Source organism: uncultured Sphingomonas sp. (genome assembly GCF_964244265.1).
Classification (GTDB): Bacteria; Pseudomonadota; Alphaproteobacteria; order Sphingomonadales; family Sphingomonadaceae; genus Sphingomonas.
The window spans coordinates 70227-84149 of record NZ_CAXTHV010000008.1 but is presented as its reverse complement, the minus strand read 5'-3'; the positions used below and the strand labels follow the sequence as shown (position 1 = coordinate 84149).

Annotated in this window: 15 protein-coding genes; 10 read left to right on the top strand and 5 right to left on the bottom strand. The window is 67.5% G+C overall.

The genetic code is table 11. The features are described from left to right. The first annotated feature begins 11 nt into the window (after positions 1-11). Both ACFE7K_RS04985 and ACFE7K_RS04980 read left to right on the top strand, forming a co-directional pair. A complete protein-coding gene (locus ACFE7K_RS04985; RefSeq protein ID WP_375397066.1) occupies positions 12-524 on the top strand; it encodes a hypothetical protein in 513 nt (170 codons plus the stop codon). 6 nt (positions 525-530) lie between these two features. Then, a complete protein-coding gene (locus ACFE7K_RS04980) occupies positions 531-881 on the top strand; it encodes a hypothetical protein (protein WP_375397065.1) in 351 nt (116 codons plus the stop codon). Between the two features lie 19 nt (positions 882-900). On the opposite strand, the gene ACFE7K_RS04975 is transcribed toward ACFE7K_RS04980, so the two are convergent. The 5 genes from ACFE7K_RS04975 to ACFE7K_RS04955 are packed head-to-tail and all read right to left on the bottom strand — an operon-like array spanning position 901 to position 6216. Beyond that, positions 901-2043 (bottom strand): tetratricopeptide repeat protein, encoded by a 1143-nt coding sequence (locus ACFE7K_RS04975; RefSeq protein WP_375397064.1) that lies wholly within the window; start codon positions 2041-2043, stop codon positions 901-903. A 7-nt stretch (positions 2044-2050) separates the two neighbouring features. Then, on the bottom strand, positions 2051-4072 hold the full coding sequence (locus ACFE7K_RS04970) for a flagellar biosynthesis protein FlhA (RefSeq protein WP_375397063.1): 2022 nt from the start codon (positions 4070-4072) through the stop codon (positions 2051-2053). After that, positions 4065-5129 (bottom strand): flagellar biosynthesis protein FlhB, encoded by a 1065-nt coding sequence (locus tag ACFE7K_RS04965; protein WP_375397062.1) that lies wholly within the window; start codon positions 5127-5129, stop codon positions 4065-4067. Before ACFE7K_RS04965 ends, ACFE7K_RS04970 begins: the two co-directional genes overlap by 8 nt. Before the next feature lies 1 nt (position 5130). Beyond that, a complete protein-coding gene (locus ACFE7K_RS04960; protein WP_375397061.1) occupies positions 5131-5895 on the bottom strand; it encodes a flagellar biosynthetic protein FliR in 765 nt (254 codons plus the stop codon). A gap of 6 nt (positions 5896-5901) precedes the next feature. Beyond that, the gene (locus ACFE7K_RS04955) at positions 5902-6216 is read right to left on the bottom strand and encodes a flagellar biosynthetic protein FliQ (protein WP_375397060.1); all 315 of its coding nucleotides are present in this window, start codon (positions 6214-6216) and stop codon (positions 5902-5904) included. A gap of 208 nt (positions 6217-6424) precedes the next feature. Between ACFE7K_RS04955 and ACFE7K_RS04950 the strand changes: the two genes are divergently transcribed. The 8 genes from ACFE7K_RS04950 to ACFE7K_RS04915 all read left to right on the top strand — a co-directional run bounded on the left by ACFE7K_RS04950 (position 6425) and on the right by ACFE7K_RS04915 (position 13831). Next, positions 6425-6694: a hypothetical protein gene (locus tag ACFE7K_RS04950; protein WP_375397059.1), complete on the top strand. Its 270-nt coding sequence runs from the start codon at positions 6425-6427 to the stop codon at positions 6692-6694. Beyond that, positions 6691-7836: an acyl-CoA dehydrogenase family protein gene (locus ACFE7K_RS04945; RefSeq protein WP_375397058.1), complete on the top strand. Its 1146-nt coding sequence runs from the start codon at positions 6691-6693 to the stop codon at positions 7834-7836. The genes ACFE7K_RS04950 and ACFE7K_RS04945 overlap by 4 nt, the downstream gene beginning before the upstream one ends. Before the next feature lie 108 nt (positions 7837-7944). After that, positions 7945-8988: an enoyl-CoA hydratase/isomerase family protein gene (locus ACFE7K_RS04940; protein ID WP_375397057.1), complete on the top strand. Its 1044-nt coding sequence runs from the start codon at positions 7945-7947 to the stop codon at positions 8986-8988. Positions 8989-9012: 24 nt separating this feature from the next. Next, positions 9013-9786 carry an enoyl-CoA hydratase gene (locus ACFE7K_RS04935; protein ID WP_375397056.1) on the top strand — a complete coding sequence of 258 codons (774 nt, stop codon included), beginning with the start codon at positions 9013-9015 and terminating at the stop codon, positions 9784-9786. Positions 9787-9789: 3 nt separating this feature from the next. Continuing rightward, complete coding sequence (mmsB, locus tag ACFE7K_RS04930) at positions 9790-10674, top strand: 3-hydroxyisobutyrate dehydrogenase (protein ID WP_375397055.1); 885 nt, start codon at positions 9790-9792, stop codon at positions 10672-10674. Next, complete coding sequence (locus ACFE7K_RS04925; RefSeq protein ID WP_375397054.1) at positions 10671-11129, top strand: GreA/GreB family elongation factor; 459 nt, start codon at positions 10671-10673, stop codon at positions 11127-11129. Before mmsB ends, ACFE7K_RS04925 begins: the two co-directional genes overlap by 4 nt. Before the next feature lie 55 nt (positions 11130-11184). Beyond that, positions 11185-12849 (top strand): MFS transporter, encoded by a 1665-nt coding sequence (locus ACFE7K_RS04920; protein ID WP_375397053.1) that lies wholly within the window; start codon positions 11185-11187, stop codon positions 12847-12849. Then, entirely contained in the window at positions 12821-13831 is a 1011-nt protein-coding gene (locus tag ACFE7K_RS04915) for an alanine racemase (protein ID WP_375397052.1), read from the top strand. The genes ACFE7K_RS04920 and ACFE7K_RS04915 overlap by 29 nt, the downstream gene beginning before the upstream one ends. Positions 13832-13923: the final 92 nt, after the last annotated feature.

Genomic DNA, 13923 nt, shown 5'->3' with positions numbered 1-13923 from the left:
TCCAATCCCTCATGACGGCGATCTCGCACGGCGACGACGATATCGCCCTGGTTGATCGGGCGCTTGCCGATTTTCCGGAAGACCCGCGCCTCCATTTCCTGCGTGGCTCGTTGCTCGCCGGGATCGGCCGGCCGATCGAGGCGCTGTCCGCGCTCAAGGCCGCGGTGACGCTGGCGCCCGATTTGGCCATTGCCCGCTTTCAACTGGGATTCTTCCAGCTGACATCGGGCGAAGCCGCCGAAGCGCTGTCGACCTGGGGGCCGCTGGCGCCGTTGCCGGCGGGCAATTACCTGCGCCTGTTCGTGGGCGGACTGACGTATCTCATCCGCGACGAGTTTCCGCAGGCGACCGAGCAGCTAAAGCTTGGCATCGCCGCCAATCAGGAAAACCCGCCGCTGAACCGCGACATGCAGCTGATCATCGACCGTATCGCGGAGATCGCCAATGATGCCGCAACCACTGATGATGCCGCTTCGGCGACGAGCTTCCTGCTGGGGCAGTTCGTCGGCGGCCGCCCGCATTAGACCGCAATGTCCGAGATAAAGGCGACCGATCAAATTCTGCTGTTGTTGCGCGAGCAGTTGCAGCGCAGCGACCGCGCGCGGACCCGGACGACGGCGCGCGACGAGCATCGCTCCGCAACGCCGCAGGAACGCATCGCGGTGCTGGCCGTGCTCAAGGATCTGCCGGAACGGGATTTCCGGCGGGCGCTGATCCGTAGCCTGTTGAGCGAGCGGCTGGGAGAGGAATTAGTCGCCGATCCCGCTTTCGATGCGGTGACCGGAGAAGTGCTGCGCATCATCGACGATTCGCCCGAGGCGCGCATCTTGCTGGACCGCGTCGCGGGCGATTTCCGCGCGGGTCACGGACGGGAAGATTAGCGCAAGATACCTTCTCGCTTCAGTTTTTGGCGGAGGCTTCCAGTCCCATGCGGGTCAGCGACTGGCCGATGGTCCTGCCGCTGCCGTCGATCGGGGTGTGCAGCGCGCGTTCGACGATCGCCCGGCTTCTGGCGGCATCGCCGCCGGCCGCGGCAAGCAGCGCCAGCGCCAGCGCCGCGGAATAGCATTGGCGGTCCAGCCGCAGCGCGATCTCGACCCGTTCCCTGGCCGCATCGGAATCGCCGGCCAGCATGTCCAGCACCGCCAGCGATCCGTGCGTCTCGGCGAAGGTGGCATCGATCGCCAGCGCGCGCTCGAAGCGGGCGCGGCTGTTGTTCAGGTCGCCGTTGATGAAATGCGACCAGCCGGCCGCGATCCACGATCCCAGATGCGTGCCGAACATCTCGGCGCCCCGGTCGATATCGCCGGGTGCCCTGTCCGGCTGCCCCGCGAGCAGGCTGGCCAAGCCCCGGCCGATCCATGCCCGGGGTGCGCCGGAATTGCGCGCCAGCGCGCGATCGAACAGGTCCTGCGCGGCCGTGGCGTTGTCTCTGCCGAGCGCGAGCGTGCCCAGCGTCGTCAGCGCATCGGGATGGTCCGGTGCCTGTGCCGCGCAATCGGCGGCGAGTGTCTCGTCACCCGTGTCGATCGCCAGCACCGACATGGCCGCGGCCAGTGCGCGGTCGCCGGGGTAGAGCAGCAGATAGGATCTGCCCCGCTCCACCCCCTCGTCTAGCCGGCCGGCCGAATGGAGCAACTGCACCCGGAGCGCCGCCGCCTGGGGCAGCGCCCGGGCGGCGGCATCGTCCAGCACGTCAAGCGCGCCCGCTTCGTCGCCCAGCATCGTTCGTGACCAGGCGAGATTGTAGCGCAGCGCCGGGTCGTCACCGCCTTGCGCGATCATCGCGCCGAACGCGTCCGCGGCCATGTCGAACCGGCCGGCATGTATCGCGGCCAGTCCCGCCAGGTTGCGCTCGCGCGGGCCGGGCGGGACGATCACCGCCGCACGGTCGAGCAGGTCGAGCGCGTCGGCGGGACGCCGGGCATCGATCGCGGCTTCTGCGGCGTCCGCCAGCAGGGCCGGATTGGCCGGGTCCAGCGCCAGATAGCCGAGCAGCTGTTCCAGATTGGCGACCGCCGGATCGCTGGTATCGGTCACCATGCCTCACTTATCCTTCCAGCTTGACCACGTCGAACGACTTCAGGTTGATCCGCATCGGGATTTCGTTCACCGATACCACGGCCAGACCAGGGATACTGCGGCGGGTGAATGCCTTCAGGTGACGCCGCAATTCGCCGCCGCACAGCAGCACCGGTGATCGCCCTTCCTTGTGCATGACATCGGCCATTGCGGACAGGCGGCGGATCAGCCGTTCGGCCAGGCTGGGTTCGATCGGCAGCCCGCCGCCTGCCGCCGCGCCCAGGCCGGAGGCGATCTGGTTCTCGATCCGGGGATCGAGGCTGAGCACCGCCAGATCGGCATGGTCGCCGCGTAATTGGTTGCAGATCGCATAGCTCAGCCGCTGGCGCAGCTGCTCGGTGAGTTCCGCCGGGTCGCGCTGCGTACGCGCCAGATCGGCCAGATGCTCGAGGATGAGGTCGGTGTTCGCGACCGAGACGCCTTCCGCCAGCAAGTTCTGGAGAACGCGCTGGACATCGGCGACGGTGAGCAGGGTGGGGATGAGTTCCTCGACCAGTCCGGGCTGGCGGGTACGGACCTGGTCCAGCAATCGGGTGACGACCGGGCGCGTCAGCAACGTCGCCATTTCGCTGGCGACGACGTCGCCGAACTGGGTGATCAACACGGTCAGCGGATCGACCAATGTCAGGCCGCGGTCGCGCGCGGCCGGTTCCAGCGCGGGCTCGATCCACCGCGCGGGCAACCCGAAGCTCGGGTCGGTGGTCGCGATGCCGTCGATGTCGGGCGGCTTGCCGGCGGCGCCGATGGCCAGCAGACGATCCGGGCGCGCCTCGCCCAGCGTAAAGCGCGACCCGAACAGCCTGATCTCATAGTCGAACGGCCCCAGCCCGCCGCCATCGAGGATGCGCACCGCGGGAAACACGATGCCGACCTTTTTCTCCTGGATGCCGCGCAACCCCTCGATGCGGTCGAGGATGATCGCTTCCTGGGTTTTCCACGCGACCGCCAGTTCCATACCGAACCGGATCTCGATGGTGGCTGGCCCCGAACCGGCCGCCGCGGCAATGTCATCCGCCGCCGCCTGGTCGGTGGCGTCGGCGGCCATGCTCCGCCGCATCCTGCGCCACGCCAATATGGCAAGGACGGCCATCACCAATATCGGCCATTTCGGCATTCCGGGCAGCAACAGGAGCGCCATCAGCACCACCGTCACGATCAGCGGGATGCGCGGCACCGAGGCCAGCTGGCTGAACACTTCGGTCGATAATTCGCGATCCGCCGAAGACCGCGTGACGATGATTCCCGTGGCTACCGAGATGATCAGCGCCGGAAGCTGCGCGGCGATGCCGTCGCCGACCGTCAGCAGGGTGAAATGCTGGAGCGCCTGGCCCCAATCCATGCCGAGCTGGAGGACGCCGACGATCCACCCCGCTACGATGTCGATCAGCAGGATGATGATGCCGGCGATCGCGTCGCCTTTCACGAATTTGGAGGCGCCGTCCATCGCGCCGTAGAAACTCGCTTCACGCTCCAGTTCGGACCGCCGCCGGACGGCTTCGGATTGCTCGATAAGGCCCATGTTGAGGTCGGCGTCGATGCTCATCTGCGCGCCGGGCATCGAATCCAGCGTAAACCGGGCGGCGACTTCCGAAACCCGCTGCGCCCCCGACGTCACGACGATATACTGGACGACCACGAGGATTGCGAAGACCACCAGGCCGACGACGAAATTTCCTTGCACGGCAAACGTCCCGATCGATCCGATCACCTGGCCGGCGCTCGCACCGGTCAGGATCAGGCGGGTCGCGGCGATGTTCAGCGACAGGCGATACAGCGTGGCAACGAGCAACAGCGACGGAAAGGTCGAGAACTCGACCGGCTTGGCGACGTAGAAGGTGAGCAGCAGGATGGTCAGCGCCAGTCCGAAATTGGCGATGATCGACAGATCCAGCATCGCCGCGGGGATCGGCGCGAACAGGATCACCAGGATCAGGAAGACCGCCGCGACCAGCAGCAGGTCGCGATTGTTCCGCAGCAGGCGATCAATCATGCCGCGCTTCCCCGATTTTGAAGTAAAGTTCGGCTACGGCGTGATAATGGGCCGCGCCGATCTCGCTGCCGACCTTTCCCGTACGGAACAAGGCGCGCGCGAGCATTGGCGATTCAAGGATCGGGATGCCCAGGCGAACCGCGGCGGCCTTCAGCTGCACGGCGTGGCGGTCGGCGCCCATCGCCCTCACCACGGGGGCATTTTGCGCGCCGGGTGAATAGGCCAGGGCGATTGCGAGATGATGCGGATTGACCACCAGCATGTCCGATCCGGGTAGGTTGCCCAGCCCCTGCGTCTGCTTGACGAACGCTGCGTGGAGTTGCTTGCGCTTGTTCTTCAGGCGCGGGTCGCCCTCGCGCTCCTTGTGTTCCCGGCCGACCTCACGCTTGCTCATCCGCATCAGCTTGGCGAACTCGCCGCGCGCCATGACCTGGTCGATCACCGCCAGCGCGATGGCGGCGAGGATGAAGAGCAGCAGGAGCCGCATCCCGGAATGGTCGAGCGCGTCGACCAGCTTCGGCGCGTCGGTCAGCCGTGCGTTCGCCCCGGCCAGCGCGGTGCGCACCGCAAACACCGCGACGGATGCATAGACCGTCATCTTGAGGATGCTTTTCGCCGCCTCCTTCAGCATCCTGACCGACAACAGGCGTTTCAGCCCCATGGCCGGGTTGAGCCGTGTGAAATCCGGCTTGAGCGGGGTGGCGCTGAACACCAGCCCGCGCATCTGGACGATCTCGACGAGGAGAACGACGGCAATTACGGTGCCGCCGAACAGCACCACCGGCTGCAATACCGGCCACAGCCCGCTTGTGGTCAGGCCCGCCCCGGGGCGCGCGCTCCCCGCCGAACCGATCCCGGAGAGCAGGGCCCGCTTCATCTCGACCGCCAGCACGGCGATCAATCGGGGGCCCGCTGCGGTCACGAATGCCGCCAGTCCGATGAGGCCGGCAAGAAACCCCAGATCGAGCCCGCGCGCCACCATGCCTTTTTCACGGGCACGCTTGAGCTTGAACGGGGTGGCGTGTTCGGTGCGGTTCTGTTCCTGCCCCTCGGCCATGTCAGCGCGCCGTCACCAGGTGCGGCGCGGCCTCCAGCGCGGTGCGGAGCAGCCGCACGAAAAGGGCGCCCGACAATCCGGTCGCGGCGGGCAGCAAGGCCAGCGTCACCAATGCCTTGACCTGAAAGCCGAGCAGGAGGACGTTCATCTGGGGCAGCGTGCGCGACATGAACGCGATCGCCATATCCGCCAGGAACAGCGCGACCATGATGCTTCCGCCCAGCCCGCACGCGATGACGAACACCGCCGACAGATAACCCAGCAATCCGCCCAGATCGCCGGTCACCGCCGCCGTTCCCAGCGGCACCGCCTCGATCGAAGCGGCCCAGATCGCGAGCATGTCGGCCAGCCCGTCGCCCGCGAAGAAGATGGCCGCCGCGGCATAGGCGAACAGGGTGCCGACCAGCGGCATCTGGCCCCTGGTCGTCGGATCGACCAGCACCGCCAGCCCGAAACCCGCCTGGATATCGAGCGAGCGCCCGACCGTCAGCAGCGCGGCAAAGGCGAATTGCAGCGCCAGGGCAAGACCGATGCCCAATACCAGCTCGCCGATCGCGGCGGCGGCTATGCCGTTCTGGCGAAAGTCGGATTGCCAGGTATGCTGCGGGTTGGCGGCGGCCATCCAGGCGGAAAGCGCGATGCTCAGCAATATCCGGACGATGGCGGGCACGCGCAGCAGGGTGAAGGGCGGCGAGAAGCCGAAAGCGGGGACCACGCGCAGCGTCAGCAACAGAATGGCGATCGCCTGGTCGGTCAACGAAACCATGGCGGATCAGTGCGCGACCGTCGGGATCAGCTGATACAGCGCACTGGCGAAATGCGTCACGCGGCCCAGCATCCACGGCCCGATCGCGATCAGCATGAAGGCCGCGACCAGGATCTTCGGCACATAGCTGAGGGTTATTTCTTGCAACTGCGTGGTCACCTGAAACACGCTCACGATCAGTCCAACCAGAAGCGTCGCGATCAGCACCGGCCCGGCAACCACCAGGCTGCTCCACAACATTTCGTTAAGCAGGCTGAGTGCCCGATCTCCACCCAAATCAGCCCCCCGTCGGCAGAATCGATGCCGCCGCGAATTAACCATTATTAACGGGCACGTCGACCAAAAACGAGCCTTCCCAACATTATGCCGTCGCATGACACCCGCTGCGCTCCCGGGCACGTTGACCGGAATGCCGGCGTGGGAGAAAGGGGTGGTCGGCGCGCGTTGGTATGATCCCGGCGACGCTGTGGTCGCGCGACGGCCGTTCGCCGATCGCGTCCGCCATCGGAAGGTTTAGTGAGACAGAAAGATGCCCATTTCCCCCTCTCGCCTCCTGCTTCCCGGCCTGGCCCTGCTCGCACTCGCCGGCTGCTCGCGCGGTGCCGCCCCGGCCAATAACGAATCCGCCATGACGCGCAACGACGCCATCACCGACCTGGACGAGAATGCGGTTGATGCCGGCCTCGCCAACATCGTCGATGTCGGCCCCAGCGAGGGCGACGGCAGCGAGGGCAGCGGCGATGAACCCCCTGCCAGGCCCGCCCCCCGGCCGACATCGCCGGGAGCACCGAAACGGTGACCGGCCAGTTCGACCTGACCGACGACCAGCGCGATATCCAGGAACTCGCGCGCCGGTTCACCGCCGATCGCATCACCCCGTTCGCCGCCGAATGGGACGAGCGGCACATCTTCCCGCGCGACACGATCAAGGCCGCCGCCGGACTCGGCTTCGCGGCGATCTATGTCGGCGAGGATAGCGGCGGGATCGCACTCGGCCGGCTGGAGGCGGCGCTGATCATGGAGGCGATGGCCTATGGCTGCCCCGCGACGTCGGCGTTCATCTCCATTCACAACATGGCGGCGTGGATGATCGACCGGTTCGGGTCGGCCACGGTCAAGGACAAATACCTGCCCGATCTGGTGACGATGGACCGGATCGCCAGCTATTGCCTGACCGAACCGTCATCGGGATCGGACGCCGCCGCGCTCAAGACCAAGGCAGTTCGCGACGGCGATCATTATGTCGTCACCGGCTCGAAACAGTTCATCTCGGGCGCGGGCGAGAACGAAATCTATGTCACGATGGTCCGCACCGGGCAGGAAGGCCCCAAGGGCATTTCGTGCCTGGTGATTGAAAAGGACATGGCCGGCGTCAGCTTTGGCGCCAACGAACGCAAGCTCGGCTGGCATGCCCAGCCGACGCGCCAGGTGACGTTCGACGGCGTGCGCGTGCCGGCGCATAACTTGGTCGGCGGTGAGGGCGAGGGCTTTCGCATCGCGATGATGGGGCTGGACGGCGGGCGGCTCAATATCGGGGCATGCTCGCTGGGCGGCGCGCAACGCTGCCTCGACGAGGCGATCGGCTATACCCGCGACCGCACGCAGTTCGGCACGGCGATCGCCGATTTCCAGAACACGCAGTTCACGCTGGCGGACATGGCGACCGAGCTGGAGGCGGCGCGCGCGCTCCTCTATCTGGCGGCGGCCAAGGTGACCGCCGACGCTCCCGACAAGACACGGTTCGCCGCGATGGCCAAGCGGCTGGCGACCGATACCGGATCGAGCGTGGTCGACCGCGCGCTGCAGCTGCATGGCGGCTACGGCTATCTGATGGACTATCCGGTCGAGCGGTTCTGGCGCGACCTGCGCGTCCATTCGATCCTGGAGGGCACCAACCAGGTGATGCGGATGATCATCGGCCGCGAGCTGACCCGGCGGTGACGGCTGTCCTACATGCCCGCCGCCTGTCACCCTTCCTCCGCCGCGGGGGCGGCCCCGCATCATGCTTTTTCTTTTCCCCATGTGGACGAGCTTCGTGAAATTTCTCCGATGAGCGACGACGTGCTGACCTTTGCCGACGGCCGCGTCGGCCGCATCCGGCTCAACCGGCCGCAGGCAATTCATGCGCTCAACACAGCGATGTGCGCCGCTGTGCTCGACGCGCTGGCGCGCTGGCGCGACGATCCCGCCGTCGAGGCGGTGATGATCGACCATGCCGAGGGCCGCGGCTTCTGCGCGGGCGGCGACATCCGGCTGCTGGCCACCAGCGGCGCCGGTGACGGCGACGCGGCGCGCGCGTTCTTCCATGTCGAATATCGGATGAACCATCGGCTGTTCACTTTTGCCAAGCCGATCGTCGCGTTCATGCACGGCATCACGATGGGTGGGGGCGTCGGGATCAGCCAGCCCGCGGCTTATCGCGTCGCGACCGAGCACACCCGTCTGGCGATGCCCGAAACCGGGATCGGGCTGTTCCCCGATGTCGGCGGCGGCTGGTATCTGTCGCGCCTGCCCGGGCGGATCGGCCAATATCTCGCGCTGACCGGGCACCGGCTCGATGGCGCGGAATGCCTGGCGCTGGGCCTTGCCAGCCACTTCGTCGCCGCCGAGCGGCTGGACGCGCTCAAGCAATCGATCGCCGCCAACCCCCAGGCGCTGCCCGGCCTGCTCGACGCCGTGGCGAGCGACCCCGGCCCGGCGGCCCTGCTCGCGCATCGCGACGCGATCGACCGCCTGTTCGCCCCCGACGACCTCGAAGATGTCTTCACCGTGCTGGAGGCCGATGGCGGCGCGTTCGCCGCGGCGACGCTGGCGACGCTCCAGACCAAGTCGCCGCAGGCGATGAAGGTCAGCCTGAAGCTGCTGCGCGACGGTGCGACGATGCCGACGTTTGAGGACGAGATGCGCCAGGAATATGCGGTCGGCAGCCGCGTCGTCCAGCGTCACGATTTCGTCGAGGGCGTGCGTGCGCTGATCGTCGAGAAGGACAATGCGCCGCGCTGGGACCCGCTTACCATCCATGACGTGACCGACCATTTGATCAGCCAGATCTTCGCGCCACTGCCCGACGATCTGGCATGGACGCCCGGATAAGGCCTCGCCCGCGACGGAGATGACATGACCTACGAAACGATCCTGGTGGAAGCGCGCGGCCCGGTGACCCTGGTGACGCTCAATCGGCCGCAGGCGCTCAATGCGCTCGATGGCCAGGTGCTGGCCGATCTGATCGCGGCCTTTGCGGCATTCGATGCCGACGCGACGCAGGGCTGCGCGGTCCTCACCGGCAGCGCCAAGGCGTTCGCCGCGGGCGCCGACGTCAAGGAACTCGCCGACCTGACCTTTGCCGACGTCTACGGCTCGAATCGTTTCGCCGGCTATGAACGCGTCACCGCGACGCGCAAGCCGATCATCGCCGCGGTCGCCGGCTATGCGCTGGGTGGCGGATGCGAACTGGCGATGATGTGTGACTTCATCATCGCCGCCGACACCGCGCAATTCGGCCAGCCGGAAGTAAAGCTGGGCGTCACCCCGGGCATGGGCGGGTCGCAGCGGCTGGCCCGCGCGGTCGGCAAGGCCAAGGCAATGGATCTGTGCCTGACCGGCCGGATGATGAAGGCCGAGGAGGCCGAGCGCGCGGGCCTGGTCAGCCGTATCGTTCCGGCCGCCGACCTGATCGACGAGGCCATCGCCGCCGCGACCGCGATCGCCGGGATGGCTCCGCTGGCGGTGCTGGCCAACAAGGAAATGGTCAACGCCGCGTTCGAGACGACCCTGGCGCAGGGGATCCTCTTTGAACGGCGCCTGTTCAATGGCCTGTTTGGCGGCGGGGACCAGAAGGAAGGCATGACCGCGTTTGTCGAGAAGCGCACGCCGGTCTGGACGGGGAAATAGGCCGTGGCACGCGTCGGGTTCATCGGGCTGGGCAACATGGGCGGCGGGATGGCCGCGAACCTGGCCGGGAAGGGGCATGACGTCTGTGCCTTCGACCTGAGCGAGGAGGCGCTGGAGCGGGCCGGGGCGGCGGGATGCCTGCCCCGTGCCAGCGCGGCCCAGGCGTGCGATGGCGCGGAGGCGGTCGTCACCATGCTGCCCGCCGGCAAGCATGTCGAAGGCGTCTATGCCGAGGCGGTGTTCGGCAACGCCCCGGCATTGGCGATCCTGATCGACTGTTCGACGATCGACGTCGCGACCGCGAAACGCGTCGCGGCGTCGGCGACCGCCAAGGGTTACGCAATGGTCGACGCGCCCGTATCCGGCGGCATCGCGGCGGCCAATGCCGGGACGCTGACGTTCATGGTCGGCGGCGCGACCGAGGCGTTCGACCGCGCGGAACCTTTTTTGAAGGACATGGGCAAGGCTGTCATCCATGCCGGCGCGGCTGGCACCGGTCAGGCCGCCAAGATTTGCAACAACATGGTGCTCGGCGCGGAGATGATCGCGACCTGCGAGGCGTTCCTGCTCGCCGAGAAATTGGGGCTCGATCCTCGGAAATTCTACGACATCGCCAGCGTCAGTTCGGGCCAGAGCTGGTCCTTGACCAGCTATGCGCCCTGGCCGGGGGTCGGGCCGGAAACCCCCGCCGACCGCGATTACCAGGGCGGCTTCGCCACCGCGATGATGCTCAAGGACCTGCGCCTGGCGGCGGCGGCCGCCGCCTCGGTCCATGCCGATACGCCGATGGGCGCGCGCGCCGCCGAACTGTACGAACGGTTCAGCGCGGCCGGCAATGGCGCGCTCGACTTTTCGGCGATCATCCGGATGCTCGGAGGACGCGCATGAGCGTCGCCTTTCGCCGCGACTCCGACGAGGAGCATAAGGAACCGCGCTTCGAGCTGCCGATCCCCGCCGGCCCCAATGTGGTGACCCCCGCCGGCCCGGCGATGATCGCCGCGCGGATCGCCGTCTTGGAGGGCGAGGAGCCCGCCGACGATATCCGCCGCGACGAGATCGCCCGCGCTTTGCGCTATTGGCAAACCCGCCGGGTCACCGCAATCGTCGCGCCGCCGCCGCCGGTCGACGAAATCGCGTTCGGATCGCGCGCGCGGATCCTGGTCGGCGGCCGGGAGCGCATCGTCGCGATCGTCGGCGACGACGAGGCCGACCTCGCAGCCGGCCGCATTGCCTTTTCCGCGCCGCTTGCCCGCGCGCTGATCGGCGCGGCCGAGGGCGAGAGCATCACGATGCCGGGCCGCGACGACACGATCGAGGTCGTGGCCCTGCTCGGGACGGCGTGAACCGTTTGCCGTGGCCACGCTTCGCGCTACACCCGAACGAAACGGGGAGGAAGTGATGACGACGATCGCGGCCGAGGGCCTGCCGGCAGAGCCCAGCGCTGCGGACATCCGGCTGGTCATCACCGCCTCGTCGCTCGGCACCGCGTTCGAATGGTACGATTTCTTCATCTATGGGACGCTCGCGGCCAGCGGCATCATCGGCCGCACTTTCTTCCCCGCCGGCAACGAGATGGTCCAGACCCTGCTGGCCTGGGCGGGGTTTGCGGTCGGCTTCGGTTTCCGGCCGCTGGGCGCGATCCTGTTCGGGTTCCTCGGCGACCGGCTGGGACGCAAATACACCTTCCTCGTCACCATCACGCTGATGGGCGTGGCGACCGCCGGGGTCGGGCTGGTGCCGTCGGCGGCGTCGATCGGCCTGTGGGCGCCGGCGATCGTGATCCTGCTGCGGATCCTCCAGGGGCTGGCGCTGGGCGGCGAATATGGTGGGGCTGCGATCTATGTCGCCGAACATTCGCCGCCGGGCAAAGCGGGGTTCTATACCAGCTTCATCCAGGCGTGCGTCGCCGGCGGCTTTATCCTCAGCCTGGCCATCGTCCTCCTGACCAAGGCGGCGGTGACGCCCACGGCGTGGGACGGCTGGGCGTGGCGGTTCCCGTTCCTGTTCTCGCTGGCGCTGCTCGCGATATCGCTGTGGATGCGGCTGAAGCTGTCGGAAAGCCCGGTATTTTGCGCGATCAAGGCGCGGGGCGAACTGGTCCGCAACCCGTTCGTCGCCAGCTTCACCTATTCCGGCAATCTGAAACGGCTGTTCGTCGCGCTGTTCGGCATCGCCGCCGGGCTTACCGTCATCTGGTACACCGCCTTGTTCAGCACGCTGCAATTCCTCCAGTCGACGATGCGCGTCGACGAGACGATGGCCCAGCTCATCGTCGGGTTCGGCGGCGGCGCCGGGCTGTTCTGGTTCATCCTGTTCGGCCGCCTGTCCGACCGGGTCGGCCGCAAGGCGCCGATCGTGATCGGCTATGCGATGACGCTGGTGCTGCTGTTTCCGATCTTCTGGACGATGGGCAGCGCCGCCAATCCAGGGTTGGCCCGCGCCGCGCGTCGCGCCCCGGTGATCGTCACCGGGCCGCATTGCGCCTATGATCCGTTCGCCGCCAAGCAGGCCGACATATGCGGCCGGCTGCTCGATTATTTTTCGAAGAAGGGCGTTGCCTATACCAAGGAGGTGACCCCCGCGATCGCCGTCACCATCGGCGGCGATGCGGTCGCCGACACCAGTCCGGCCGGCCTCGACGCGGCGCTGGCCGCCGCCGGCTATGACCTCGCGCGCGTCCGCCCCGATGCCCGGCACATCGCCGTCATCCTGTTCGCGATCCTGGTGATGGGCGCGCTGGCGGGAGCGACCTATGGCCCGGTCGCGGCGTTGCTGGCGGAAATGTTCCCGCCAGCGATCCGCTACAGCTCGATGTCGATCCCCTATCATCTCGGCACTGGCTATTTCGGCGGTTTCCTGCCCTTCATCAGCCAGTATATCGTCGCGCGCACCGGCGATCCCTATGCCGGCCTGTGGTACACGATGGCGGTCGTCGCGGTCGCGTTGCTGGTATCGCTCTGGGGGCTGAAATGGCGCGGCGAGACGTTCGCGGGCGATGCTGGCGCGAATGCATCGGCACGGCTATCCGCCGACCATGTCCCCTCCGCTACGCCTGATCCGTGACGCCGGCGCGCTCGCCGCCAACTGGCGGACGCTCGCCGCACTGAGCGGCGGCGCGGCCTGCGGTGCGGCGGTCAAGGCCGACGGCTATGGGCTCGGCGCGGCCTGGGCGGCGCGCACGCTGGCAACGGCGGGATGTCGCGACTTTTTCGTCGCGACCTGGGCCGAGGCGGAGGCACTGGCACCGTTGGATTTGCCCGCTTTGTCGGTGCTCCACGGCGTGCGTGAAGACGACATGGCCGGCGCCATGACCGGCATCGCCCGGCCTGTGCTCAGCACGCCGGCCCAGGTCGCGCGCTGGCGGGCGGCGTGCGGCGGCGCGTGCGACGTGATGATCGATACGGGCATGAACCGGCTGGGACTGGCGGAGGATGCCGCCAGCCTGCTCGACGGCCTGGCGGTCGAGACGCTGATGAGCCACCTCGCTTCGGCCGACGAGGACTCGCCGCTGAACGCCGTGCAACGCGCGCGGTTCGTCGGTGCAGCCGCCGGCATCACGGCGAAGCGTCTGAGCCTCGCCAATTCGGCCGGCATCGCCTTGGGCAGCGACTATGCATTCGACCTGACCCGCCCCGGCCTGGCGCTATACGGCGGCGTCCCCCGCGCCGAACTCGCCGGCCGGATCGCGCCGGTCGCGCGGATCGAAGCGCAGGTGCTGCAACGCCGGCACGTCCCCGCCGGCGCCACGATCGGCTACAATGCGACCTATCGTGCAGCCACGCCGGTCGAGGTCGCGATCCTCAATATCGGCTATGCCGACGGGTACTTCCGGGGGTTTTCGGGAACCGGCCGGGCATATGCCGGCGACGTCGCCTGCCCGGTGCTCGGCCGCGTGTCGATGGACCTGGTGGCAGTCGACGTGAGCCGGGCCCATGTCGGGGAAGGCGACTGGCTGGCGGTGGACTTCGACCTGCCGGACGCGGCGGCGGCGTCAGGCATGTCGCAATATGAATTACTGACAGGGCTGGGGAATCGTCTTGGCTGAAGGTCGCATCAATCCTTGCGACGTGCAAACGGCCTTCTGACGAAGACAGCGCTCGTCTAAAGGTCACTGGGTGGCAATGCTGACTAAATGTC

Coding starts and splice junctions, on each gene's coding strand:
- ACFE7K_RS04925 (WP_375397054.1), top strand. CDS start 10,671: ATGAGCGTCGCCTTTCGCCGCGACTCCGACGAGGAGCATAAGGAACCG.
- ACFE7K_RS04915 (WP_375397052.1), top strand. CDS start 12,821: ATGTCCCCTCCGCTACGCCTGATCCGTGACGCCGGCGCGCTCGCCGCC.
- ACFE7K_RS04970 (WP_375397063.1), bottom strand. CDS start 4,072: ATGATTGATCGCCTGCTGCGGAACAATCGCGACCTGCTGCTGGTCGCG.
- ACFE7K_RS04935 (WP_375397056.1), top strand. CDS start 9,013: ATGACCTACGAAACGATCCTGGTGGAAGCGCGCGGCCCGGTGACCCTG.
- ACFE7K_RS04940 (WP_375397057.1), top strand. CDS start 7,945: ATGAGCGACGACGTGCTGACCTTTGCCGACGGCCGCGTCGGCCGCATC.
- ACFE7K_RS04920 (WP_375397053.1), top strand. CDS start 11,185: ATGACGACGATCGCGGCCGAGGGCCTGCCGGCAGAGCCCAGCGCTGCG.
- ACFE7K_RS04950 (WP_375397059.1), top strand. CDS start 6,425: ATGCCCATTTCCCCCTCTCGCCTCCTGCTTCCCGGCCTGGCCCTGCTC.
- ACFE7K_RS04965 (WP_375397062.1), bottom strand. CDS start 5,129: ATGGCCGAGGGGCAGGAACAGAACCGCACCGAACACGCCACCCCGTTC.
- ACFE7K_RS04960 (WP_375397061.1), bottom strand. CDS start 5,895: ATGGTTTCGTTGACCGACCAGGCGATCGCCATTCTGTTGCTGACGCTG.
- ACFE7K_RS04985 (WP_375397066.1), top strand. CDS start 12: ATGACGGCGATCTCGCACGGCGACGACGATATCGCCCTGGTTGATCGG.
- ACFE7K_RS04955 (WP_375397060.1), bottom strand. CDS start 6,216: ATGGTTAATTCGCGGCGGCATCGATTCTGCCGACGGGGGGCTGATTTG.
- ACFE7K_RS04980 (WP_375397065.1), top strand. CDS start 531: ATGTCCGAGATAAAGGCGACCGATCAAATTCTGCTGTTGTTGCGCGAG.
- ACFE7K_RS04975 (WP_375397064.1), bottom strand. CDS start 2,043: ATGGTGACCGATACCAGCGATCCGGCGGTCGCCAATCTGGAACAGCTG.